Source organism: Corynebacterium sp. HMSC034H07 (assembly GCF_001815175.1).
Taxonomy (GTDB): Bacteria; Actinomycetota; Actinomycetes; order Mycobacteriales; family Mycobacteriaceae; genus Corynebacterium; species Corynebacterium hiratae.
The window spans coordinates 69,527-92,702 of record NZ_KV819530.1; the positions used below are offsets into that span (position 1 = coordinate 69,527).

Below are 23,176 nucleotides of genomic sequence, written 5' to 3' on the forward strand. Positions count from 1 at the left end.
CCAGCCTCCACCCAAATCATGACGATGCGGTAGATCTCCGCGTAAATGGCGTCTGGGTCGTTATCGAAATTGAGCGGATAGATGTCCTGGTACTTCTTCGGCGGGTTCTCCGCGTAGGCGATAGTGCCATCGGCCAACACCGTGAAAAATTCCGGGTTGGTCTTGGCCCATGGGTGGTCTGGGGAGGCCTGCAGCGCTAGGTCCAGCGCTACCTCCAGGCCCAAGTCGGCGGCCTTCTTGACCAGCTCCTTAAAGTCCTCCATCGTGCCCAGCTTCGGGTGCGTGGTGGAGTGGTCCTGAATAGCCCAGGGCGAGCCCACATCACCAGGCTCAGCCACCACCGAGTTGTTGCGGCCCTTGCGGTGCACTTCGCCAATGGGGTGGATGGGAGGGAAGTAGACGGTGTCGAACCCCATGGCAGCCACGCGCTCCAGTGCCTGCGCTGTGGTCTTAAACGTGCCGTGCACGGGGTTGCCCTCGTCATCCCACCCGCCGGTCGAGCGCGGGAAGAGCTCGTACCAGGAGTTGTAGAGGGCATCGCGGCGCTCTACCAGGACCTCGTGGATGTCTCCTTCGACCAGCAGGTGGCGCAGCGGGTGGTGGTGGAGGATCTCGGCGACCTCCTCGGAGAGCGCGGTACGCACGCGCTTGTCGACGTCCACTGTGTCATCCTTGAGCTCCTTCGACGCCTTAAAGAGCAGCTCCGCCTTATCGCTCGGGCACTGGATGGCCGCCTCCTCGAAGAGCTCGGCGCCGTGCAACAGATCGTTGCTGAGCTCCCGCGCCGATTGCCCCGCCTCCATCTTCTTGACCACCGCGTTGCGCCACGTGGACATCGGATCCGACCAGGCATCGATGCGGAAGAACCAACGCCCGGGAGTCGCCGGAGTAAACACCCCGTGGACTCGGTCCTGGTCTTCCGGGTCCACCGTCATGGTCACGGCGGAGGTGGACGGAGATTCGGTGTTCCACACCGACAGCGTCGCGGCGACGGCATCGTGGCCCTCACGCCACACCAGCGCGGTGACAGGAACAACCTCTCCGACTACGGCCTTCGAGGCGGCATTACCGGAGAGGGAGGGGCGGACATCGTCGATACCAAGGCGTTGAGTCATGCCCATAGAATAATGCAGCTGTGTCAGTTTCACCGGGGAAGGAAGATATCGGCCACAATGGTGCCTGTGAACACTCCAGAGCAATTGAGCCAGCAAGACCCTGAACTGATGGAAACCGACGAGGATTGGTTGATTGACTTCCGCGGCGTCGAGCTACGACGCGGCGGGCGCACGCTGGTCGGGCCCGTCGACTGGCAGGTGGAGCTCGATGAGCGTTGGGTCATCATCGGCCCCAACGGCGCGGGCAAGACCTCCCTGGTGCGCATGGCCGCCGCCGAAGAATTCCCGTCCGCTGGCGTGGCTTTCCTCATGGGCGAGCGCCTGGGCAAAACGGATATGCGCGATCTGCGCGCCGCCATTGGCATCTCTTCCGCTGCCGTCCAGCACCGCATCCCGGACAACGAGCGCGTGGATGATCTCGTTGTGTCTGCTGGCTATGCGGTCCTCGGCCGCTGGCGTGAGGACTACCAAGACATGGACTTTTCCCGTGCCGACGAGATCTTGGAACAAGTCGGCGCCGCGCACCTCGCAGAGCGGACCTGGGGCACGCTCTCCGAAGGTGAGAAGAAGCGCGTCATCCTCGCTCGTGCGCTCATGTCGAACCCTGAGTTGCTCATCCTGGATGAGCCCTCCGCGGGCATGGACTTGGGCGGCCGTGAGGACCTCGTGGGCTACTTGGGGGACCTAGCACTCGATGCGGATGCCCCGGCGATTGTCATGATTACCCACCACGTGGAGGAAATCCCTTACGGATTTACCCATGCGATGCTCCTGGATGAGGGTAAGGTCGTGGCCAAAGGACTCATTAACTCTGTCCTGACGTCGGAAAACCTTTCCAAGGCCTTCCACCAACCTATCCAGGTGGATCGCATCGGGGAGAGGTACTTCGCCCGACGAGTCCGCTAACCCCTAGTACATATCTCTCAGTACAAAACCTCAGTACACACCCTCGACGTATACCTCTCGAATTCTGCCCCCAGCCTGCAGACACGGAAAGTTGCATGAGTCAGTCCATCCACGACAGCCTTGACGCCATCGACCCTGGCGAAACAACGGGCTTTAACGGGGCACGTCTGGCCGCTACTGTCCTCTTGTTGCGCGATACGGCCGAGGGGCTGCGCGTGTGGATCCAAGAACGCGTGCGCACCATGCGCAACTACCCCGGCCACGTCGTCTTTCCCGGCGGCGGGGTAGACCCGCGTGACTTCCCGCCCCGAACCTGGGACTCTGGCGAACTGTGGGCAGGCCGCTCAGTGGTGTCCATGGCACGCCGCATGGGCGTAACCAAGTACAAGGCACACGCCCTTGTCTTCGCCGCCGCCCGGGAGCTTTTCGAGGAGGCCGGCACGCTGTTAGCCATCCGCGAGGACGGCTTGGTCTCCGACGCCTCTCGTTACCACCGCGAGCGCGAGCTGCTAGAAACCCACGAGATTTCCTTCACCGAGTTCCTTGAGCACAACGGCATGCGTGTCGACGCCGACATGCTGCTGCCTTGGTCCCGCTGGGCCGGCGAAGATAACAACCACTGGTTCGACACCTTCTTCTTCATCGGCGTACTGCCCGAGGGCCAAGAACCCGATGGGGATACGGGCGAAGCCGATGACGCCGGCTGGTTCGACCCGCAATTGGTCCTCGACGGCTGGCGCGCCGGGCTGGTCCGCCTAGCCATCCCGACGTGGGCACAGCTCAAGCGCCTCACGTCCTATTCCAGCGTTAAAGAGGTTTTAGATGATGCCTCCTTCTCCGACCTGCGCCCCATCATCGGTGACCCGCGCGATGATGAGCGCTACCGCGAATACTTCACCACGTTCCCCGTCGACCGCATTTAAACCGGCTTGAAGAAACCACCATGAGCTACACCCTGGACGAAGTCTCCTTCCTGCGCGCGCACGCCACCGCTATCGACGCCGCCGCAGCAGACCTGGAGGGGACCAAGAAGGCGCACCTGCGGGACGTCGCCAAGCTGCAGGCACAGTTCGGTGACTACGGGCGTGCGGTGGCCGAACTCATCCAAGCCCGCAGCTCCGGCAAGCTGCCGGGGCAGTGGCTCATGGACCACGACTCCGCCCAACAAGCCACTCCACCCGCAGTGGCGGCCTACCGCGCGCAGTTCCTTCGTGAGCGCACCGTGGACCTGGTGCACGACCTCACCTGCTCCATCGGCACCGAAGGCCAGGCCTACCGCCCGGGTACGTATGTGGGCAGCGACCTGGACGCCTCGCGCGTAGCCATGGCGCAGCACAACATTGAGCACCCAGTCTTTCGCGCTGATGCTCTGACCACCACGACCACCGCCGAAGTCTGCATCGCCGACCCCGCCCGGCGCCGAGGCGGTAACCGCATTACCCGCCTGGACCAACTTCTGCCCCCGCCAGCAGATCTGCTGGCCACCCACAGCGAGATGGCCATCAAATGCGCACCCGGCATCGACCACTCCGAATGGGAAGGCCTAGCCTGCGTAGTCAGCCTTGACGGAGGGGTGAAGGAAACCTGCCTGTACACCCCAGGCCTGGGAACAGGGAAAAGGGCAGTGGTCCTCAGTACCACGCCAGATGGAATCCACACGGACGTCATCGACGACGTCGCAGAGCACGAGCTACCTGAGGCCGGCCCCATCGGCCGCTTCCTCATCGACCCCGACGGCGCCATCGTGCGCGCCGGGCTGGTGCGCCACTACGCCGCGCGGGAAGGCCTGCACCAACTGGACCCGCGCATTGCTTACCTCACCGGTGACCGCCTGCCTCACGGCACGTCCGGATTTGAATTCATCGAGATGGTCCCCATGAAGAAGCTAAAAGCGGCCATGGCGGCCCACGACGTCGGCTCGCTGGAAATCCTGGTACGCGGGCAAGACGTGAACCCGGACCAGCTGCGCAAGAAGCTCAAGTTGAAGGGGTCGACCGCCAAGACTCTCGTGGTCACGCGCATTGGGACGAAGGGAGTCGCGGTGTTGTGTGGACCGCGAGTAGTATCGACCGAAGGTAATTACGCACCCTAATAGTTTCAAAATTTACGGAAGGGGAAGTGCCCACATGCCAGTCATTGTGGCTCTGGTCAAGCACGTACCGGATACGTGGTCAACGAAGACCCTGGAGGCGGACCACACGTTGGACCGCACCTCGGTGGATAACGTCATCGATGAGGTCAATGAGTACTCCGTCGAACAGGCCCTGCGCCTGCGCGACGATAACGCCGACGCCGGCTATGAGGTCGTGGCGCTTACCATGGGCCCGGCCGCTGCCGATGAGGCTCTGCGCAAGGCCCTGGCCATGGGCGCGGACCACGCCGTGCACGTTGTCGACGACGCCCTCGCCGGCGCCGACGCCCTGGCTACCGCCTGGGTTCTCAACGCCGCCATCAACAAGGTGGCAGAAAAGCTCGGCGAGGTCCAGGTCATCACCCTGGGCAACAACTCCTCGGATGCCTCCACCGGGCTTGTTGCTGGCCTTCTGGCTGAGTACCGCCAGCTGCCCGCGCTCACGGAGCTCAAGGCCGCCTCCTTGGCCGGTGCCACCGCTACCGGTACCCGCGAGGATGTCCACGGCCACTGGGAGCTTAGCGCCAACCTTCCGGCCATCCTGTCCTTTACCGACAAGGCCGATAAGCCGCGTTTCCCCAACTTCAAGGGCCTGATGGCAGCCAAGAAGGCCGAGGTCACCACCCTCGCCGTGGCGGACCTCGGCATCGACGGTGTGCCGTCCACCACCACGGTGACTGCCTCCGCGCAGCGCCCGGCCCGTACTGCCGGTGAGGTCATCACCGACCCAGATCCGGCCGTGGCTGCCGCCAAGGTCGTGGAGTTCCTGGCCGCCAAGAATCTCATCGAGGGTTAAAGGAGAAAAGATATGTCTCACGTTTATGTCCTAGTTGAGCACGAAGCAGACCAGCTCAGCCCCGTTACCGGCGAGCTCATCACCGCCGCCCGCGCGCTCGGCACCGTCTCCGCCGTCGTTGTTGCCAAGGATGCCGCCACCGCCGCCTCCTTCGATACCGAGTTGGGCAACTTCGGTGCCGCCCAGGTGGTCCAGGCCACCGCCGCCGACTATGAGCAGCGCATCGTCACCCCGGAGGTTGACGCCCTCCACGCCTTGGCCGCCAATAACCCGGCGCCCATCGTGCTGGCCTCCACCCCGACCAACAACGAGATCGCCGGCCGCCTGGCCGCCCGCCTGGGCTCGGGCGCCTTGGTCAACGTCGACGGCATTAATGCCGACGGAACCGCCCACCACACCATCTTCGGTGGTTCCTACGAGACTTCCTCCACAGCCACCGGTTCTGTGGTCTACACCCTGCGCCCAGGCTCCGTGGTTGCCGAGCCGCAGCCGGTTACCGCAGCACCCGCGCCCTTCGAGCTGCCTGCCGCTACAGCGAAGGATGTCACCGTCACCTCCTTCACCCCGGCTGAGAAGACCGCCCGTCCGGAGCTGACCTCCGCCAAGGTCGTCGTGGCCGGTGGCCGCGGCGTGGGCGATAAGTTCGCTGACGTGGTGGAGCCGCTTGCCGACGCCCTCGGGGCCGCCGTCGGCGCTACCCGCGACGCCGTGGACGAGGGTTTCTACGACCCCGCTTTCCAGATCGGTCAAACCGGTGCAACCGTCTCCCCGAAGCTCTACATTGGCCTCGGCATTTCCGGTGCTATTCAGCACACCTCCGGCATGCAGACCTCGGAGACCATCGTCGTTGTCAACCAGGACCAGGACGAGCCTTTCTTCCAGATCGCCGACTTGGGCGTGGTGGGTGACCTCCACGAGATCGCCCCGGCCTTGGCCGCGGAGCTGACCAAGCGCAAGGGGGCCGGCAACTAATGCCGCTCTACCTCGATTACGCAGCCACCCAGCCCATGCGCCAAAGCGCCATCGACGCGTGGACGAAGGCAGCCAGTTCCCTCAACCCGGGCGCGTCCTATGCCTCGGGCCGCAAAGCGCGCTCCGTGCTTGACGACGCCCGCGAGACCGTCGCCGAGCTGCTCGGCTGCGAACCCATCGAGGTTATCTTCACCTCCTCCGGCACGGAGGCGGACAACATCGCCATTCAGGGCCTCTACCGCGCTGCGCAGGCTGCTTCCCCCGAAGCCGCGCAGCGCATCGTTTCGACCTCCATCGAGCACCCTGCCGTGCTCGAAACCGTGGAGAAGCTCCAGATTGAGCACGGCGCGACCGTAGAGCTTCTCCCGGTTGATTCCACCGGCCACGTCAGCGATTTAAGCGCCCTGGATACCCCGGCCGCGGTGGCCACCTGCATGTGGGCCAATAACGAGACCGGCGCCATTCAGCCGGTCGCGGACATTACCCAGCGCGCCGCCGCGCAGAATACCCCGGTGCACATCGATGCCGTGCAGGTCGCCGGCAAGCTGCCCATCAACTTTCATGAGCTGGGTGCCACCACACTCGCAGCCAGCGCTCACAAGTTCGGCGGCCCGCGCGGCATCGGCCTGCTTCTCGCACGCCGTACCCCCGCCCCTCAACCCATCGCCTTCGGTGGCGGCCAAGAGCGCGGCATCCGCCCCGGCACCGTCGACGTCGCTAGCGCGAGCGCCCTCGCTGCGGCCCTGCGCGAGTCTGTCGCGGAAATGGAGCAGGAGGAAATCCGCCTGACTGCACTTCGCGACAAGCTCAAGGCTGGCATCGAATCCAGCATCGACAACGTCATCATCAACTCTGCCGAGCCCACCTTGGCTTCCCACCTGCACGTGTCCTTCCCGGGTACGGATGGCGACAGCCTCATCATGCTTCTCGACGCCGCCGGCATCGAAGCCTCCGCCGGCTCTGCCTGCCACGCGGGCGTTAACCGCATGTCCCACGTGCTCGAAGCCATGGGCATCGACGAGGAACACGGCCGCGGCAGCCTGCGCTTTACCCTGGGCCGCCTCACCACCGAAGAGGACATCGACGTGGTTATCAAGGAACTTCCGGAGATTATCCGCCGCGCTCGGTCGGTGTAGACACAACAGCTCCCGGCCAGTACCGACGCCCAAAGACAAAGGCGAGCAAACGCGTTTCGCAATCTTCGGTGTTATGCCACGGAGCCGATAGCCCATCAGGCACAATGTTGTCATGTCGAAGTTCTCTGAGGTCCTAGAACAGCTGCGTGAAAACCAACCAAAGGCTAAATATGGCATTGCCTTTGAGAAGCTGATGGTCAACTATTTCAAGACCGACCCGACCTTGAAGAACCAATTCGATGAGGTCTACCGCTGGACGGATTGGCGTTACAACGGTGGTAAGGCGGATACCGGCATTGACCTGGTAGCTCGCCGCGTGGATGACGGCACGTGGACCGCCATTCAGTGCAAGTTCTATGACTCCAAGGCACGCATCCAGAAGTCCCACCTGGATTCCTTCTTCGAGGCTTCCGGGCATTCTTTTGACACTGAAGAAGGCCGCCAGCACTTTGGCAGCCGCCTGATCATCTCCACCACGGACCACTGGTCCTCCCACGCGGAGGATGCTCTGGCCAATCAGATTATTCCGACCAGCCGCATTGGCATCTCCGCGATTGCGGAGTCACCCATCAACTGGGACGTGGCCTTCCCTGGCTCGGAGATACGCGATAAGACCATCCAGATCAACCTCTCCCAACGTGAGACTTTTGAGCCCCGCCCGCACCAGCAGGCGGCCATCGACAAAGCCATCGAAGGCTTCAAGACCCATGATCGCGGCAAGCTCATCATGGCCTGCGGCACCGGAAAAACCTTCACCGCGCTGCGCCTAGCGGAGCGCGTTGCTGAGGACAACGGCGGCAAGGCCCGCATCCTCTTCCTCGTGCCGTCCATCTCCTTGCTCTCCCAAACTCTGAAGGAGTGGACCGCCCAGGGCCGCCTCGACATGCGCGCCTTCGCGGTGTGCTCCGATAGCAAGGTTTCCAAGAAGGCCGAAGACATCGCCGTCTACGACCTTGAAGTCCCAGTTTCTACCGAAGGCAAGGACATCACCACGCGCTTTGAATCCGGCAAGCGCGCCAAGGGCCTCAACATCGTCTTCTCCACTTACCAGTCCATCCAGGCGGTGCACGATGCCCAGCAGGTAGGCCTCGATGATTTCGACCTCGTCATCTGCGATGAAGCCCACCGCACCACCGGCATCACCTTGGCCGGGGAGGATGCCAGCAACTTCGTCCGCGTCCACGATGCCGACTACATCAAGGCAGCCAAGCGCCTCTACATGACAGCCACCCCACGCCTTTATGACGAAGCCGTCAAGGGCAAGGCCGAAGAGCACTCCGCGGAGCTGGCCTCCATGGATGATGAAGCCATCTACGGACCAGAGTTCTTCCGCCTCGGCTTTGGCGAAGCCGTGGACAAGGGGCTGCTTACTGACTACAAGGTGCTTGTCATGACCGTGGATGAATCCGTGGCTGCCCAAGCCATGGCCCACAGTGAGAACAACCAGGTCAACCTCTCCCTCGCTTCTGCCATGATTGGCGCCTGGAACGGCCTGGCCAAGCGCTCCGGCGAATTGCAGGGCAAGAAGGGCGGCTTTGAGGAAGACGCCCAGCCCATGCAGCGCGCCGTGGCTTTTGCCAAGGACATCAAGACCTCCCAACTCATCGCGGAGACCTACCCCTCACTCATTGGCACCCACCAGGAACTGCTCAAAGAAAAGGCAGTGCTTAACGACGTCTCCCTCACCAACGTCGACCTACACGTCGCCGCCCAGCACGTCGATGGCGGCATGAACGCCATGGAGCGCGGCACCAAGCTCTCCTGGCTGGAGTCCCCAGCAGGGGAGCACGAGTCCCGCATGCTCACCAATGCGCGCTGCCTCTCCGAAGGCGTGGACGTCCCGGCGCTGGACGCCGTCATCTTCTTCAACCCCCGCAACTCCATGGTGGACGTGGTCCAGTCCGTCGGCCGCGTCATGCGCAAGTCCGAGGGCAAGGACTACGGCTACATCATTCTGCCCGTGGCCGTGGCCAGCAACGTCTCCCCGGCAGAAGCGCTCAACGACAACCAACGTTTCAAGGTGGTCTGGCAGATCCTCAACGCGCTGCGCGCCCACGATGATCGCTTCAACGCGAAGATTAACTCCATTGCTCTGAATGGCGACCCCAACGAGCTCCCGATCATCCCAATTCCGGTCAATCCGATTCCTGACGATCCAAACGATGCCAAGAAGGAAGAAGACCCTCGGGAGAAGCTCAATAGCAGCGACGCGAATATCGGTGGCGGCGATATTGACGAAGCAGAGCGACGCGGGGATCTCGCTAAACAGATGGCACTGTTTCCGCTGGAACAGTGGCAAGAAGCCATCTACACCAAGCTGGTGGACAAAGTCGGCACCCGCACCTATTGGGAAGACTGGGCTGACGACGTCGCTACCATCGCGGAGAACCAAATCACCCGCATCAAGGCTCTTCTCGACGGCGCCGATGGCTCCCTCCGCACCGAATTCGACAGCTTCGTGGAGGGTCTGCGCAATAACCTCAACGATGGCATCAGCGAAGAAGATGCCATCTCGATGCTCTCGCAGCACCTCATTACGGCACCGGTCTTCAACGCGCTCTTTGAGAACCATGACTTCATCACCTACAACCCCGTGGCCCAGGTCATGGAGAAGATGGTCAAGGCCCTAACCAAAGCCAACCTTGATACCGAAACCGAATCACTGGAGAAGTTCTACGAGTCCGTCCGTGTCCGCGCCTCTGAGGTGAACTCTGCTTCCGGCAAGCAACAAGTTATTAAGGAGCTCTATGAGCGCTTCTTCCGCAAGGCCTTCAAGAAGCAATCCGAAGCCCTTGGCATCGTCTACACCCCAGTCGAAATCGTTGACTTCATCCTGCGCGCCGCCGACGACGTATCCAAGAAGCACTTCGGTAAGGGACTTACCGACGAGGGCGTGTGCATCCTCGATCCTTTTGCCGGCACCTCCACCTTCACGGTTCGTCTGCTGCAATCCGGGCTCATCAAGCCGGAGGACCTCGCCCGCAAGTACGCGAATGAGCTCTTCGCCACCGAGATCATGTTGCTGGCCTACTACGTCTCCGCAGTGAACATTGAGACCACCTACAACGCCTTGTGTGAAGAAGCTGCCCTGCGCAATGGCGAACCCGCACCCGAGTACGTTCCCTTCACCAACATTGCGCTAGCCGATACCTTCCAGATTCACGAGGAAGGCGACATCCCGGATCTCAACATATTCCGCGAGAACAACGAGACCATCGAGCGCCAGAAACAAGCGCCTATCAACGTGGTGATTGGTAACCCGCCGTACTCGGCAGGGCAGAAGTCCGCGAACGACCTCAACGCAAACCTGAAGTATCCGAGCCTGGATAAGCGGATTGCGGAGACGTATGCGGCGAAGTCCACCGCCCAACTGAAGAACTCATTGTATGACTCGTATCTGCGCGCTTTCCGCTGGGCCACCGACCGCATTGGTGACCAGGGAGTCGTCGCGTTCGTCTCCAATGGCGGCTGGATTGATGGAAACACTGGAGACGGTGTGCGACTGTCTATGGCCGAGGATTTCACTGACCTGTACGTGTTTAACCTACGGGGCAACCAGCGAACCGCTGGCGAACAATCGCGGAAGGAAGGCGGAAAGGTCTTTGGTTCCGGTTCTCGCAATACTGTAGCGATCACGATCGGAGTAATAGACCCTTCGAAATCTGCTTTCGACCTGCATTATCGAGATATTGGCGACTACCTCACAGCGGAAGAAAAGCTCCGTATCGTAGATACTTCCTTGGTAGGGAATGTGGACTGGCAGTCGATTACTCCGAATAGGGAAGGAGACTGGTTGGGCCAGCGCTCTGAAGAATTCACTACCTGGCCTGTTATAAGCGCCAAGAAGGAAAATACTCGGAAAACGTCGTTTTTCGCAGTGAATAGCGGTGGAGTTGGAACCGCTCGTGATGCGTGGGCCTATTCTTTCAGCCGGAGCAAGCTGATTGGTAATGTGAGACGTTCTTTAGATTTTTTCAACGCAATTGGTGACACAAAGACAATTGACCCTGCAGAAATTAAGTGGTCGTCTCGATACGATCAACTAAAGAAGAGGGGAGCCAAGCTTTCCTTCGACAATCGCGCCTGTCGAGTAGGGGCGTACCGGCCGTTTTGCCGCCAGCATTTGTACTTTTCATCAGACTTCAATGATCGTCGTGGGCAGCTCCCGTCGATGTTTCCAACCCCGGGGCACCGAAATGTCGGGTTTGTATTGACCGGGGCGGCATCACATTATGAGTTTGGATTAATAGTTACAGATCTTCTTCCAAATTCGCACACCTTGGACACCGGCCAATACTTCCCCCGCTTCACCTGGGCCGCCGTCGAAGCCGACGACGGTGGGCTGTTCGGTGAGGGGACCGCGGTAAAGCAAGGCGAAGCCAGCGTCTACGGTTCGATTGGCGAGGTCGTCGACGGCTACGTGCGCGTGGACAACATCACTGATGAGATTAAGGCTCTCTACCGCGATGCGCTGGGTTCAGACATCACGGGTGATGACATCTTCCACTTTGTTTACGGCAAGCTGCATGACCCCGTCTACCGCACGAAGTACGCGGCGGATTTGAAGAAGATGCTGCCGCATATTGAGACGCCGAGTTCACGTGCGGAGTTTGATAAATTCGCTGCTGCTGGCCAAAAGCTGATGGACCTTCACGTCAACTACGAGACCGTGGAGCCGTGGCCGTTAGACATTCAGGTCAAGGGCGATGAAGCAGACCGTGAGACGTGGCGCGTGCTCAAGATGAAGTGGGCCAAGCGCAAGGATCCGGAGACGGGAAAGAACGTCAATGACGTGACGAAGTTGATCTACAACAAGCGCGTGACCATTGCTGGCATTCCGGAAGAAGCTGACGAGTACATGCTGGGCTCGCGCTCGGCAGTCGCGTGGCTGATTGACCGCTACCAGGTCAAGAAGGATAAGGCTTCTGGCATCGTCAACGACCCTAACGATTGGGCCGATGAGGTTGGAAACCCGCGCTACATCGTGGACCTGATTGGGAAAGTCGTGCGCGTGGCGATGGAGACAGTGCGAATCGTGGATGGGCTGGGTTCCGAATAGCGATGCAATAAGCTGCGCCCGGTTACTCGTGGCTGCGGCTCATCCCGCTCAGGACTCCTGGATGATCAGGGTCCGCAAGCTTGGGTGGGGGCGTCGCCAAGCACTGCATAAGTATCAAGGTTTTGGACTTGGCACCTGGAGCCCAGCACCTAGGGTCGAGACCTAGAACAAATAGTTCGGCGCGAAGTGCGCGACGATGGGAATCACCGACGCGATCGAAAGCACGAGTGCGATGATGGCGTTGCGCTTGCGTTCGGGAACGTCAGAGTCAAGCGATGCGATGGCGATGAAGGCAAAGAGGGGCGCGAGAAAAGGCGTTGCAAACCACAGCCCGATGAACGCGAAAAGGCCGAAGAATCCGAACATGTAGGACGCGGCCCCATCAGGGCCTGATGCAGCGCTGTCTGCTAAGAGCAAGGAAAGGAATCCCAGCGCCCAGCTCCCCAGAAGGATAGCGGAGCCCCATAGGGCGAGTTTCTCGTTGAAGATTCCTGCTAAGCCGCGGCGTGGAGGAAGCTCAGATTCCTTGGGCTCTGCGGGCCGCTGTGGCTCATTGGGGAAGTGAGGATCGATGGAGGGCTGGTCCATGGGGCTATCCTTCGTCGGCATTAGTCTTTGGCGCTGTCATTGGCTGAGGTTGTCAAGGCCTAGACATCACAGAGACGGCACCTAAAACATGTATTTTGGCCCGAAGTAGACAACGATGGGCACTATGCTCAGTATCGCCAGCACGAGTGCGATTCTGGCGTTGCGTTTGCGTTCTGGCACGTCAGAGTCGAGTGATGCGAGGGCGAGGAAGGCAAAAAGCGTCGCGAGAAAAGGCGTTGCGATACACAGCCCGATGAACGCGAAAATGCCGAAGAATCCGAAGAAGAAGGACACGGCATCATCAGTGCCCGAAGTAGAGCTGTCAGCGATGAGCAAGGAAAGGAATCCCAGCGCCCAGCCGGACAGAAGGATTGCGGAGCCCCACAGTGCGAGTTTCTCGTTGAAGACTCCTTCCCAGCCGCGGCGTGGAGGCAACTCCGATGCTTTGGGCGCTTGGGGTCCGTTGGGGTCTTGAGTTGCCTTGGGCGCATTTGGGTCGGCAGGCTGCTGTGGCTCGTTGGGAAGGTGTGGGTCGATGGTGGGTTGGTCCATGGCGCTGTCCTTCGTCGGCGTCGTGATCACCTGATGGGGTGGTAGCGATGTGAAGCGCAGTCTAGCAGCGGTTGCTGCTGTTGGGAGCGGTTGTTGGGGAGTTGCGTCAGTGGTGTGGCAAAAGAGTTTAATGTTTCGTGTGTTGCTTCAGTGTTTGGTGTTAAAGCGGAGGTAGTGTGGCGCGCATGAGCCATGCACGTCGCCTTGTTACCGCTGCCGTTACTGCAGTAACGGCCCTTGCGCTGTCCGTATCCACTGCCGTTGCCATCCCGTCCTACGCACCTTCTGGTGTGGATGTCTCCGGAAATAACCACGCGTCCCTTCGCGGAATCGATTGGGATGCCGTGAAGTCCGATGGCCAGTCCTATGCCTTCGTGAAGGCCACCGAGGGCGTCGGCTTTGTCAACAACCACTTCGTGCGCGATGCCAATGCCGCAGCAGCCGCTGGACTGAAGGTCGGCGCCTACCACTACGCGCGCCCGGCACGTGATGCCAAGCAGCAGGCGGCCAGCTTCGCCTCCCAAATCGCGTTGGTGCCGACGCAGACCCTGCCGCCGGTGCTCGACATCGAGGTGGATGAGGGACTGAATGCCGACCAGCTTGCTGACTGGATTGATACCTTCATGACGGAGGTCAAGTCCCTGACCGGCCGCACGCCGATGCTGTACACCTACAAGTACTTCTGGATGGGCCAGATGGGTAACACCACGCGCTTCTCCGAGTATCCGTTGTGGTTGGCGGCCTACCAGGACACCGCGCCGGACCCGGTCGGCGGCTGGGACAAGCTGGCCTTCTGGCAGCGCTCCGGCAGCGGCCGCGTGGCCGGCATTGAGACCGACGTTGACCTGAACCTCTTCAACGGTACTGAGGCGCAGCTGCACTCCTTCTCTGCTGGCAATTACATCGACTTCGGTGGCATCTTGGATGACCTGGTCATTCCGGGCGTTGACTTGGGTGATGACGCCGGCGTGCTGATTGCTGGAATCCTGGCACTGGCAGCAGGTGCGGCGGCCGTTCCCGCCGTGGCCGATGCCGCGAAGGATGCGGGTCTAGACGTGGATCCGACCGGGCTTGTGAAGCAGGCAGAGAAGCTGCTCAACACCGGCGCTATTAGCGTTGATGACCTCAAGAGCCTGGCAAATAACGACGCCACCGTCGGCGACCTAGCCATCTTCCTGGATAACGCGCAGCACCTGCAGGACTTTGATGCCAACAACGTCAGCGAGCAGGACGTGGAGAATGCCAGCCGTGCTGCACGCAGTGCTGGTCACGCCGCGGGTGTGGAGATCCCGGCATTTGATTCCAAGCAGGTGGCGGACCTGCTCAAGAGCCTGCGCTAATCGTCGGCGGTTGCCGGGGCGTCGTGGCGGGGGCTCGCGCCGGTAAAGAAGCGGCGGGTCCAGGATTCGTCGCGGAAGTGTGCGGGCACCGCACCGGAGAGGAGCGGCTTGGCCAGGGCGGCGGCTTCGGGGGAGCCGTCGTGGGGCAACTCGGTATCGGAGCCGATGAGGATGATGTTGCCGTAGCGCCGACCCTTAAGCATGGGAGGGTCGGCGATAACGGCGACGTGTGCAAAGACCTCCGCCATTCCAGCTAGTTCCGCCTTCGCGCCCTGGAGATCGGAGTGGTCGCCGCAGTTGGCAACGTAAAGACCGCCGGGGGATAGGGTGGCGTGGGCGTGCTGGAAGAACTCTTCGGTGGTGAGAGGCTCGGGCGTGACGGCGCCGGCGAAGACGTCGCGGATGATGACGTCGAAGCGGTTCGGCGGAAAGCCCTCGGTCACGGCGCGTGCCTCGCCGGCGCGGATTTTCACGCGAGGAGCGGAAGGAATATCGGCCAGTTCCCGGATGAGCTCGGCCAATTTGGCGTCGAGCTCGACGACGGTGTTGTGGGAATCCGGCCAGAGGTCAGCGAAGTAGCGGGGAAGAGAACAGCCACCGCCGCCCAGGTGGAGCAGACGTTTGCCAGGGGCGAGGTTCTCTACCGCAGCGGCAATCCAGCGCATGTACTCAAACTCGAGGGTGCGAGGTTCCTCAGGGATGAGGTGTGAGGATGGCACACCATTGACGTTGAGGATGAAGGCACCGTCGCGGAAAGGATCCGGCTCGACGACGAGCTCGCCGGTGGAAATCTCGTAGGTGCCCGCGATGGAATTGGTGGTGTTGCGCTTTCTGCCCATAGTGCCTCTTAGCTTAGGGAATAGGCTGCGTGGTTCGTGTGTTGGGGTATGAGGTGCACCGCGACTAGCCTTGGTGGGCGATAACGAAACGAGAAGGGGAGAGCATGCGAGTATTGGTAGCCATGTCCGGCGGCGTCGATTCCTCGGTCGCAGCCGCGCGTGCGGTGGAGGCGGGCCACGACGTCATTGGTGTGCACCTGGCCCTGCACAAGGATGCGCAGCAGACACGTGAGAAGGCACGCGGCTGCTGCTCCTTGGAGGATTCCGCCGATGCCCGTCGCATCTGCGACAAGCTCGGCATTCCTTTCTACGTGTGGGACTTCTCTGAGGAGTTCAAGGAAGCCGTCATCGGCGATTTCGTGGACTCCTATGCCCGCGGTGAGACCCCGAATCCCTGCCTGCGCTGCAATGAGAAGATCAAGTTCGCGGCGCTACTGCGCAAGGGGATGGCGCTGGGCTTCGATGCGGTGGCCACGGGCCATTACGCCACAATCGACGATGATGGCTACATGCGCCGCTCCTTGGACGAGAACAAGGACCAGTCCTATGTGCTGGGTGTTATCACCAAGGAAGAGCTGGATCACTGCTTCTTCCCGATTGGCGATACCCCGAAGCCGCAGATCCGCGAGGAAGCCAAACGCCATGGCTTCTCCACGGCGGCCAAGCCGGATTCCTATGACATCTGCTTCATTCCGGACGGCAATACCCAGGCCTTCCTGGGCCGTTCCATCGGCCTGCGCCCCGGCATGATCGTGGATACCGAGGGCAATGAGCTCAAGGAACACGACGGCGCGTGGAACTACACCATCGGCCAGCGCAAGGGCCTCGACATCAAGACGCCGACTGCCGACGGCTCCCCGCGCTACGTCACCGACATCGACGCTGCCACCGGCACCGTCACCGTCGGATCGCGCGCCGACTTGGCCGTAACCCGCATTGAGGCCGATCGCCTGAAGTATCTGCACCCAGCGATGGAAGGTGACTTCGACTGCGAGGTGCAGGTGCGCGCCCACGGCTCTGTCGTTTCCTGCCGCGCTCACGTGGACCGCGAGGCCGACCGCATGACGCTGGAGCTGAACGAGCCGCTCTCCGGCGTGGCTCGTGGCCAGGCCGCCGTGCTCTATCTGCCGAGCCCGGATGAGCTGGGTGATATTGTCCTGGGCTCCGGCACCATCTGCGGGACTGAGTAGTTCTATCGAAGCACGCAGTCGGCGATGAGTCGGTCGAGGGCTCGAATATCGACTTTGGGCCCGATGTTGATTTTGAAGTGGCCAGCCCGTGTCCAGAGCTCCAGTTCAGCATTTACGTCCAGGAGCTTTCCGGCATTCTCCGTCGACCACATATTAATGGAGGAGTAAGGGAGAGAATAGATTTCGACTTTCTTTCCAGTGAGACCTTGAGAATCTCGGATAATCAATCGGTGGCTAGTGAAGACCGCTGCGTCTCGGACAGTTTTAAATGCGCAGATTGGCTTTTCGTTGGCTGCGAGAATTGACGGAATGTCGCTCGGAATCTCGCAAGGAGAATAGAAGGTCCAGCCAGAAAACTGTTCAAGTGCCACGGGAGTATCCTTTACTATCTGCGACTTAGTGGTTTGTGAATTGCATTATAGATGTCGCAGTAGTCTTTGATTCGGTATTAAAAGAAAAACATTCGGGAAGGAGAACAGATGACGGGATTCGCCCTTGGCCCCATGCCCGGTACCTCCATCGCAGAGGCCGCGGACATCATCATGGGGGAGACCGAGCTCCCTGCCATCCCGCAACTTCCCGAGCGCGGGTTGGGGTCGGATGCGGTGGGCCGCACGGCCAGCATGCTGGAGGCTATCTCCATCGACCGCGGCCCGCGCTCGTGGCGCATGACAGCGCGCCCGCAGCTGCTGACCCGGCGTACGTGGGACCGCTTGGAGCGCGATATCGACGAGGTCCAGGAAGTCTGGGGCGAAACCGTGCCCCGTATTAAGGTGCAAGCGCTCGGTCCCTGGTCGCTTGCGGCGAGCATTGAGCTTTCCGACGGCCACCGTGTCCTCACCGATCGCGGCGCCTTTAACGAACTCGCAGAGTCACTTCTCTATGGCGTCCGTGCCCACGCCGCGAATGTTGCGCGCCGTTTCCACGGGGAGGTCGCTATCCAGCTCGACGAGCCCCTGCTTGCCGATGTCATCGCCGGCCGAATCCCCGGCACCACCGACTTCGATACCATTCCGGCGGTCCCAGATGAGGTAGCTCTTGAGCAGCTCCTTGTCTTCGAGGCCGACTACCTGCACGCCCCGCCGCTGTGGTCAGTCGCGCCCGCAGCCACGACCTTCCTCACGGATTTCCGTGGTCTGGAGACCCCGCGCCACCTGGACGGCTTGGGCGAGCACCTCAACGCGGGCCACCGCATTGGTCTGGGCCTTGAAGGTTCCGATGCCCGCGCGGAGGCCATTGCGCTGGCCCGGCATCTCGACCGCATCGGCATGCCGCGCGAGCTCCTCGTCGACCGTTTCGACGTCTATCCCGTCAAGGCTTCCGCTCGTTCTCTGCGCTCGGTTAACGAGACCGCCGGCATTCTCACCCGCGATGCTGGGGATCTCTAATTGAGCTTTCACCTGACCTAGGCCTCGAATATGAACCAGAACAGGCTAGATATCTATTGCAGCATGCTTTCTTTTGAAGGATAATCCCTGATTAAATCCCTCGTTGTCCTAGAGAAAGAACCACCTGCCATGCCAGAGTTCACAGCACAGGTTAAAGCGTTACGTTCGATGATCGAGTCCGGAGAGCTCGTCTCCGAAGATGCCGATGACCTAATCCAACTTGCCAAGCCAGGCGTCGTCCTTCCCTACTCCAACGGCACTCCCACCGAACATGGCTCGTACTTCGGAGGTAGACCGTATCTTCCGGAAGGTTCGACATGGCCCATTTCAAAGAACGGTCAGCCATTACTCCATATCATTCAGCTAAATTTTGCCGATATTGTCTGTCATGTGCGTGCGGAGGGGGCGTCGGAAAGCGAAGCAACTCTCGACGGATTGATTCCGGAGTCAGGAATTTTTCAACTCTTCGTCGGTGCTGATCCGTTCTTCGGCGGTTTCGATTCGGATTCGCCTGGCGATGGCATGGAAATTCGCTATATCCCTGAGCCTGCGGAAGGCTTTGGCAACCACAGCTTTCCTGGACCTCATACCGCGGAGCCTGCTGCCTTCGATGAAAAGCACGAGGATTTTTGTTCCCCGTTTAGCAAGGATCTTGGGGAGGTTATGAACTCTCCGATCTCCTTGTCTAGTGCAGTGGCAATGGTCCCTCCCACCGACTATGCAGTGTACGAGGCTTTGAAGTCTAGAAAAGGCGATGACTTTCTTGAAGAGTTTGATTACTTTGACGAGCTGGTTGAGTTGCGAGCCGCAGCCAGAAACCAAAGCGACATTATGCTTGGCGGTTTCCCAGCCTTCGCACAAGACCCTACGCAGCCTGAAGGGTACGTTCACTTCCTAGAAATCGATTCCACATATCTGGAAGAAGAAGAGCTTCCTTTCGAGGCCATGTGGGGTGACCTCGGTGTGGCCCACGTATTTCTGCACCCGGACGCATTGAAGAAAATGCAGGCTGGCGAGGCTGTCGTGTACCGCTCCGAAAACACTGGCAGGGCCGATGGTGCTGTCTTTTACTGGGATTGCGGCTAGTTTTGCTTCCCCAATTTCCCTTTTAATCAATCCTCCCCAGGCTGTCCGTCGCGGTGAAGTAGGCCTCCATATAAGGGATGACGAACTGGAGTTGGCCGTGTGCGGTGGGCTCGATCAGGTCGGCGTCGATAAGCCTTTGGCGCGTGGCCGACAGTGAGCGCACCGTCCGGTCCTGGTGAGCGGCGATGTTCTTGATTTCCGCCGTGCCGTTCTCCATAACCGCGCTCATCGCTTCGAGGAAGAGGCGCTGCGCTGGCGGAAGCGCCAGGGTAGCGGGCTGGTGGACCTGGGCGCCGAGAACCGAGATCGCCTCGGCTGACACTGCCGCGACGTCACCCTCCTCGATGCGGCTTCCACCCTCGCGCTGCGCCTTTCCCCAGGCCAATGAGCCCACCAGCTGCACCATGTAGGGGTAGCCTCGGGACAGCCGCACCGCAGCCGCAACCGCATCCTCGGTGAATTCGAGTCCGGACTGCGCCGCGGTTTCTGTGAAGGCCACCTTGGCGTTCGCGGGGGAGAGCGGCCCCAGAACGAACTTCTGCGCGCGGCGCAGGAAGGTCACACCCGGCAGGTCCAGCAGGCGGTTGACTCCCTGCGGAAGGCCCGCGGCGACAATAGCGACATCGAGCTCATCGCGCACCAAGTCTTGGTAGGTCACGGCCAGGGAGGTGAGGTCCTCGGCGTCTGCGTCCTGCACTTCATCGATGGTGAGCAGTACGCCAGTGCCTTTGAGCAGGCCTAAAAGCTCGCGCAGGCGGGTGTTCAACGTCGGTTTATAGGCTTCCTCGGTGTTGTGCTGGATGCCGATGGTTGCCAGGCCGCCAATACCGACGCGGTTGACCTTGCTCTTATCCGCCGGGGCAAGCTTGTCTATGATGCGCGGGATGGTGGTGTCCACGAGTTCCTCCACCAAGGAGCTGCGTCCCGAGGCCCGCAGGGTAATCCACCCGCGGCTAGAAGCGATATCTTCGAGCTCATTGAGCAAAACCGTCTTACCGATACCGCGGGCACCGCTGATGATGAGCGAGCGGCCCGGGCTGCCCGGCTGGGAGTCGAGTGCAGCCCGGAAGGTGTCGAGCACTGCCGTGCGCCCAACCCAAAAGAGTGGTGGAACGCCGAAGGTGGGGCGGAATGGGTTCTCATGTGGGGACATAGTCTCAATCCTAGGGCATTGGGAGATTTGGGAGACTTTTCTAAAAGCGGAGATTTGGGAGACTTTCGTCCCCCAGGTGGAATTAGGCGTCCCGCCCCGCCCGAATGGCGCCGACGATGTCAAAATCGCCGTTTATAGCTATAGGGTCACGCTGGGTGAGCTCCGCGAGCTTTTCCTGGACGCTGGGACGCGGCGAAAATTCAGGGCGTGAAGCTGTGGTCGTCAGGAGATCGCGCAGGTAGTTTTCCAAGGAAACTTCAGCGGCGTCAGCGCGCTTCTGAAGGGTGGCAATTACGGAGGGATTGACGTCGTGGATATGGACCGTGCGGTAAGCGGGAGCAGTCATAACGTCAGTCTACGGGAGGACTTAGATTGTGCTTGCGGGCTTCGAATCCATAGCCCGCCAGGCCACCGCACCGGCGTACACAGCACATGCGGCGACGAGGCCATACCACCAGAAGAAGTGGAGGTCCGCATTCCAGGGCAAGGTATATCCGATGAGCACGATGACGAAGGCAGTGATTGCTACGGAAACAACGCGCGAGACTGTCTTCCCTGGGGTGGTGAATGCCTTCCATGCGGACCATAGAAGGGAGGCGATGATAACGATCATGCTGATGGTGAGTAACACGGTGTCTCCTTAGGATCCGAGCTCGTCGAATAGAGCTTGGGCGAGGTCTTCGGTACCGGCGAGGGAATCGTTGTTGGCGAAGGCAGCGCGTTTGGTCTCTGGTTCGATGATGAGCATCGTCGAGTAACCGTATGTACCGCCGTTGTGCCAGTACCCAGCATTGTTTTCGCTGGGAGGCTGCCAGCCGAAGTCGGTATCGCCGTTGTCCATGAACCACTCGGCGAACTTGGCCATGTCACTTGCCGTGGAGCGGATGGCTCCCGCGGGTGCGGAGCCTTCCATCTCCCACGGCTCAGCGTGGCGGCCGGTGGGGGTTAGGCCGCGTGGAGCGTCGTCAGGCACAGAGCCCGGCGTCATGAGATAGGTTTCTGTCATGCCAGCTGGCTCGAAGATGCGTTCTTTGAGCATCTGTTCATAAGGTTGCCCGTCAACGGTCTCGAGCATGTGGCCCAGGAGCCCATAGCCAAGGTTTGAATAGGATTCTTTACCGCGGTCTTTTAGTTCGGCCTCCGTGGCGGCAGCCACGATGTCCTCAATGGTCTCACCTTCATAGGGGTTCGAGCCGGTGACACCCGAGGCGAGATTGCTGAGGAGGCTCGCGCTCGCCAGTCGCGGTAGGCCAGAGGTGTGGTCGAGCAATTCTTGGACGGTGACGTCAGCGACGGGCGCATCGCCAACATTGAGGACCTCGCCCACAGTGGTGTCAGTTCTCAGTTTTTCCTCTTCGACGAGCTGGTGGGCCAGTTCGCCAGTGAACATCTTGGTCACGGAGCCGATTTCGACCTCCGTGTGCTCGTCGCTGCCCAGTCCCGCAAAGGTGACCTTGCCGTCCTGGAGGGTAAAGGCAGTGAGGTTGTGGAAGCCGGACTCTGAGTGCTCTTTCAACTGGGCAGCTAAGGCTTCGTCACCAGTTTTGTCTTTTGCCAGGGTAATCCTTTGCGGCCCTGTGATGAGCAGGATGGCTGCAACGGCAATGGCAGCGATGACGGCTAGGGACATTCTACGCATTAGTGGTCCTCGCTCGCGGTGATGATGGTGAGAAGGGGGATAACTCGGGCGGGGCGGATGGAATACTCGCCGCCAGACTTCGTGGTCCAGCCGGCATGGGTCAGCGCGCTCAAGTGGTGGTAGGCGGTGCCGGTAGAGGAGACGATGTCTTCTTCGAGAAGCTCTGCGGCTGTCGCGGGTGCGGCGAGCAGGCGGCGCAGGATTTCGCCGCGGACTGGATGGGCAAGAGCGGATAGGCGCTCGAGGTTTTCTGCCCAATCCTCGTCGGTGACGAAGTTCGTGGGGCGCTGCCATTGATAGGCATAAGTGCGCTTGCCGACGTTTATGTTGCCGCCAAAGATGATGGAGCCGTCGGGAAGCTGCTCGTTGGGTGCGAGGGCGTCGACCAGCCAGTAGGCCGAGCCTTCTTCCGCGGTGGATGCGGGGCCGGCGTCGGTGGGCGTGGTGCGCCCCTCAAGCGCGGCGACGCGCGCTTCGAGTTCGGCGAGGCGTGCTTCGACTGTCGTTTCCATGGTTTCTAGAATTCCAGAACTCTAGAAAACTGGCAAGTGCTATTTGGGTGAGGGGGTGGGAGTTAAGAAATCATCGGCCACGCGGTGGAGACATCCGAGGCGTCCCGCCCGCGGCCTTCCAGGTACTTCTTGAAGGATTCGCGGTCCTTGTACCACTCGACGGCCTGGTACTCCATGAGCTCGTTGGTATCCATCTGGGCTAGCTCAGGGAAGTGCTGGCGCACCTGCTTCCAGGCCACGCGGGCGGCCGCGAGGGCGTCGGCAGTCGCCTCATGCGCGTTGCTCAATTCCACGCCGTAATGGGCGGAGACCTCCTCCAAGGTGCGCTTGCCCTTGCGCCACTTATCCTTAACGCGGTCGATAACGAAAGGATCGAACACCGGGCCGTTGACCGTGAAGTCCCCGGTCAGCGCGCGCAGTACGGAGAGATCGTAGGCGGCGTTGTAGACGATGAGCGTGAGCCCCTCGTCCCAGGCCTTATAGATGGAATCGACCGTCTCCTTGAGCACCTCCTCGTGGGGGCGACCTTCCGCGCGGGCCTTCTCAGTAGTGATGCCGTGAATCTTGGCGGCTTCCTCGGGGATCTCCACGCCGGGGTCAGCGAGCATTTCCCGCTTGTCTACTTCACGCCCGTCGATACGTACCAGGGCAGAGGTGACGATGCGGGCTTCTTTGGGCTTCACGGAGGTGGTTTCGAGGTCGAAGGAGAGCATGCGGGTGGCGTCGAAGTTCATGGACAACACTCTAGCGCCCGGCTCGGACACGCACTGTGGA

Annotated in this window: 22 protein-coding genes; 11 read left to right on the forward strand and 11 right to left on the reverse strand. The window is 60.8% G+C overall.

Features of this window, described 5'->3' with window-relative positions:
- A partial coding sequence (locus HMPREF3009_RS13770; protein ID WP_232761014.1) for a maltotransferase domain-containing protein occupies window positions 1–1,115 on the reverse strand: 1,115 nt, incomplete at its 3' end.
- Between the two features lie 57 nt (window positions 1,116–1,172).
- Here HMPREF3009_RS13770 and HMPREF3009_RS07440 point away from each other — a divergent pair.
- From HMPREF3009_RS07440 to HMPREF3009_RS07470, 7 genes are all read left to right on the forward strand, one after another.
- A complete protein-coding gene (locus HMPREF3009_RS07440) occupies window positions 1,173–2,021 on the forward strand; it encodes an ABC transporter ATP-binding protein (RefSeq protein WP_070681066.1) in 849 nt (282 codons plus the stop codon).
- A gap of 95 nt (window positions 2,022–2,116) precedes the next feature.
- Window positions 2,117–2,944, forward strand: coding sequence for an NUDIX hydrolase (locus tag HMPREF3009_RS07445; protein WP_049154926.1), 828 nt, complete (start codon window positions 2,117–2,119; stop codon window positions 2,942–2,944).
- A 20-nt stretch (window positions 2,945–2,964) separates the two neighbouring features.
- A complete protein-coding gene (locus tag HMPREF3009_RS07450; protein ID WP_070681069.1) occupies window positions 2,965–4,113 on the forward strand; it encodes a THUMP-like domain-containing protein in 1,149 nt (382 codons plus the stop codon).
- 34 nt (window positions 4,114–4,147) lie between these two features.
- A complete protein-coding gene (locus HMPREF3009_RS07455; RefSeq protein WP_070681071.1) occupies window positions 4,148–4,948 on the forward strand; it encodes an electron transfer flavoprotein subunit beta/FixA family protein in 801 nt (266 codons plus the stop codon).
- 12 nt (window positions 4,949–4,960) lie between these two features.
- On the forward strand, window positions 4,961–5,920 hold the full coding sequence (locus tag HMPREF3009_RS07460) for an electron transfer flavoprotein subunit alpha/FixB family protein (RefSeq protein ID WP_070681073.1): 960 nt from the start codon (window positions 4,961–4,963) through the stop codon (window positions 5,918–5,920).
- Window positions 5,920–7,056: a cysteine desulfurase family protein gene (locus HMPREF3009_RS07465; protein ID WP_070681076.1), complete on the forward strand. Its 1,137-nt coding sequence runs from the start codon at window positions 5,920–5,922 to the stop codon at window positions 7,054–7,056. The genes HMPREF3009_RS07460 and HMPREF3009_RS07465 overlap by 1 nt, the downstream gene beginning before the upstream one ends.
- A gap of 112 nt (window positions 7,057–7,168) precedes the next feature.
- Complete coding sequence (locus HMPREF3009_RS07470; RefSeq protein WP_070681081.1) at window positions 7,169–12,115, forward strand: DEAD/DEAH box helicase; 4,947 nt, start codon at window positions 7,169–7,171, stop codon at window positions 12,113–12,115.
- A 162-nt stretch (window positions 12,116–12,277) separates the two neighbouring features.
- Here HMPREF3009_RS07470 and HMPREF3009_RS07475 read toward each other — a convergent pair whose 3' ends face one another.
- A complete protein-coding gene (locus HMPREF3009_RS07475; RefSeq protein WP_046649324.1) occupies window positions 12,278–12,703 on the reverse strand; it encodes a hypothetical protein in 426 nt (141 codons plus the stop codon).
- An 81-nt stretch (window positions 12,704–12,784) separates the two neighbouring features.
- The gene (locus HMPREF3009_RS07480) at window positions 12,785–13,255 is read right to left on the reverse strand and encodes a hypothetical protein (protein ID WP_070681083.1); all 471 of its coding nucleotides are present in this window, start codon (window positions 13,253–13,255) and stop codon (window positions 12,785–12,787) included.
- Between the two features lie 185 nt (window positions 13,256–13,440).
- On the opposite strand from HMPREF3009_RS07480, the gene HMPREF3009_RS07485 reads away from it, so the two are divergent.
- Window positions 13,441–14,595, forward strand: coding sequence for a glycoside hydrolase family 25 protein (locus HMPREF3009_RS07485; protein WP_070681085.1), 1,155 nt, complete (start codon window positions 13,441–13,443; stop codon window positions 14,593–14,595).
- Here the strand turns inward: HMPREF3009_RS07485 and HMPREF3009_RS07490 are convergent.
- Window positions 14,592–15,434: a spermidine synthase gene (locus tag HMPREF3009_RS07490; RefSeq protein WP_070681088.1), complete on the reverse strand. Its 843-nt coding sequence runs from the start codon at window positions 15,432–15,434 to the stop codon at window positions 14,592–14,594. The two genes, HMPREF3009_RS07485 and HMPREF3009_RS07490, sit on opposite strands and share 4 nt — an antisense overlap.
- Before the next feature lie 104 nt (window positions 15,435–15,538).
- Here HMPREF3009_RS07490 and mnmA point away from each other — a divergent pair, with 104 nt between their 5' ends.
- Window positions 15,539–16,624 carry a tRNA 2-thiouridine(34) synthase MnmA gene (gene mnmA, locus HMPREF3009_RS07495; RefSeq protein ID WP_049157234.1) on the forward strand — a complete coding sequence of 362 codons (1,086 nt, stop codon included), beginning with the start codon at window positions 15,539–15,541 and terminating at the stop codon, window positions 16,622–16,624.
- 2 nt (window positions 16,625–16,626) lie between these two features.
- Here mnmA and HMPREF3009_RS07500 read toward each other — a convergent pair whose 3' ends face one another.
- Complete coding sequence (locus HMPREF3009_RS07500; protein WP_046649328.1) at window positions 16,627–16,995, reverse strand: PH domain-containing protein; 369 nt, start codon at window positions 16,993–16,995, stop codon at window positions 16,627–16,629.
- Between the two features lie 108 nt (window positions 16,996–17,103).
- Here HMPREF3009_RS07500 and HMPREF3009_RS07505 point away from each other — a divergent pair, with 108 nt between their 5' ends.
- Together HMPREF3009_RS07505 and HMPREF3009_RS07510 are read left to right on the forward strand one after the other, a co-directional pair.
- Window positions 17,104–18,012: a uroporphyrinogen decarboxylase/cobalamine-independent methonine synthase family protein gene (locus tag HMPREF3009_RS07505; protein ID WP_049157233.1), complete on the forward strand. Its 909-nt coding sequence runs from the start codon at window positions 17,104–17,106 to the stop codon at window positions 18,010–18,012.
- A gap of 129 nt (window positions 18,013–18,141) precedes the next feature.
- Window positions 18,142–19,098, forward strand: coding sequence for a DUF1963 domain-containing protein (locus tag HMPREF3009_RS07510; protein ID WP_046649330.1), 957 nt, complete (start codon window positions 18,142–18,144; stop codon window positions 19,096–19,098).
- A 22-nt stretch (window positions 19,099–19,120) separates the two neighbouring features.
- On the opposite strand, the gene HMPREF3009_RS07515 is transcribed toward HMPREF3009_RS07510, so the two are convergent.
- The 6 genes from HMPREF3009_RS07515 to HMPREF3009_RS07540 form a co-directional block, all read right to left on the reverse strand.
- Window positions 19,121–20,251, reverse strand: coding sequence for an ATP-binding protein (locus tag HMPREF3009_RS07515; RefSeq protein ID WP_046649331.1), 1,131 nt, complete (start codon window positions 20,249–20,251; stop codon window positions 19,121–19,123).
- Between the two features lie 82 nt (window positions 20,252–20,333).
- Window positions 20,334–20,597, reverse strand: a complete 264-nt coding sequence (locus tag HMPREF3009_RS07520; protein ID WP_049157232.1) for a hypothetical protein — start codon at window positions 20,595–20,597, stop codon at window positions 20,334–20,336.
- 21 nt (window positions 20,598–20,618) lie between these two features.
- On the reverse strand, window positions 20,619–20,882 hold the full coding sequence (locus tag HMPREF3009_RS07525) for a hypothetical protein (RefSeq protein ID WP_070681093.1): 264 nt from the start codon (window positions 20,880–20,882) through the stop codon (window positions 20,619–20,621).
- 9 nt (window positions 20,883–20,891) lie between these two features.
- Window positions 20,892–21,890, reverse strand: coding sequence for a serine hydrolase domain-containing protein (locus tag HMPREF3009_RS07530; protein WP_070547391.1), 999 nt, complete (start codon window positions 21,888–21,890; stop codon window positions 20,892–20,894).
- Window positions 21,890–22,402 carry an ArsR/SmtB family transcription factor gene (locus tag HMPREF3009_RS07535; RefSeq protein WP_070681095.1) on the reverse strand — a complete coding sequence of 171 codons (513 nt, stop codon included), beginning with the start codon at window positions 22,400–22,402 and terminating at the stop codon, window positions 21,890–21,892. The genes HMPREF3009_RS07530 and HMPREF3009_RS07535 overlap by 1 nt, the downstream gene beginning before the upstream one ends.
- A gap of 62 nt (window positions 22,403–22,464) precedes the next feature.
- A complete protein-coding gene (locus HMPREF3009_RS07540) occupies window positions 22,465–23,136 on the reverse strand; it encodes a 3'-5' exonuclease (protein ID WP_070515611.1) in 672 nt (223 codons plus the stop codon).
- Window positions 23,137–23,176: the final 40 nt, after the last annotated feature.

Bases quoted from the DNA above. Each gene is read 5' to 3' on its own strand.
- HMPREF3009_RS07440 (WP_070681066.1), top strand. From the start codon at position 1,173: ATGGTGCCTGTGAACACTCCAGAGCAATTGAGCCAGCAAGACCCTGAA.
- HMPREF3009_RS07445 (WP_049154926.1), top strand. From the start codon at position 2,117: ATGAGTCAGTCCATCCACGACAGCCTTGACGCCATCGACCCTGGCGAA.
- HMPREF3009_RS07450 (WP_070681069.1), top strand. From the start codon at position 2,965: ATGAGCTACACCCTGGACGAAGTCTCCTTCCTGCGCGCGCACGCCACC.
- HMPREF3009_RS07455 (WP_070681071.1), top strand. From the start codon at position 4,148: ATGCCAGTCATTGTGGCTCTGGTCAAGCACGTACCGGATACGTGGTCA.
- HMPREF3009_RS07460 (WP_070681073.1), top strand. From the start codon at position 4,961: ATGTCTCACGTTTATGTCCTAGTTGAGCACGAAGCAGACCAGCTCAGC.
- HMPREF3009_RS07465 (WP_070681076.1), top strand. From the start codon at position 5,920: ATGCCGCTCTACCTCGATTACGCAGCCACCCAGCCCATGCGCCAAAGC.
- HMPREF3009_RS07470 (WP_070681081.1), top strand. From the start codon at position 7,169: ATGTCGAAGTTCTCTGAGGTCCTAGAACAGCTGCGTGAAAACCAACCA.
- HMPREF3009_RS07475 (WP_046649324.1), bottom strand. From the start codon at position 12,703: ATGGACCAGCCCTCCATCGATCCTCACTTCCCCAATGAGCCACAGCGG.
- HMPREF3009_RS07480 (WP_070681083.1), bottom strand. From the start codon at position 13,255: ATGGACCAACCCACCATCGACCCACACCTTCCCAACGAGCCACAGCAG.
- HMPREF3009_RS07485 (WP_070681085.1), top strand. From the start codon at position 13,441: ATGAGCCATGCACGTCGCCTTGTTACCGCTGCCGTTACTGCAGTAACG.
- HMPREF3009_RS07490 (WP_070681088.1), bottom strand. From the start codon at position 15,434: ATGGGCAGAAAGCGCAACACCACCAATTCCATCGCGGGCACCTACGAG.
- mnmA (WP_049157234.1), top strand. From the start codon at position 15,539: ATGCGAGTATTGGTAGCCATGTCCGGCGGCGTCGATTCCTCGGTCGCA.
- HMPREF3009_RS07505 (WP_049157233.1), top strand. From the start codon at position 17,104: ATGACGGGATTCGCCCTTGGCCCCATGCCCGGTACCTCCATCGCAGAG.
- HMPREF3009_RS07510 (WP_046649330.1), top strand. From the start codon at position 18,142: ATGCCAGAGTTCACAGCACAGGTTAAAGCGTTACGTTCGATGATCGAG.
- HMPREF3009_RS07515 (WP_046649331.1), bottom strand. From the start codon at position 20,251: ATGTCCCCACATGAGAACCCATTCCGCCCCACCTTCGGCGTTCCACCA.
- HMPREF3009_RS07520 (WP_049157232.1), bottom strand. From the start codon at position 20,597: ATGACTGCTCCCGCTTACCGCACGGTCCATATCCACGACGTCAATCCC.
- HMPREF3009_RS07530 (WP_070547391.1), bottom strand. From the start codon at position 21,890: ATGCGTAGAATGTCCCTAGCCGTCATCGCTGCCATTGCCGTTGCAGCC.
- HMPREF3009_RS07535 (WP_070681095.1), bottom strand. From the start codon at position 22,402: ATGGAAACGACAGTCGAAGCACGCCTCGCCGAACTCGAAGCGCGCGTC.
- HMPREF3009_RS07540 (WP_070515611.1), bottom strand. From the start codon at position 23,136: ATGAACTTCGACGCCACCCGCATGCTCTCCTTCGACCTCGAAACCACC.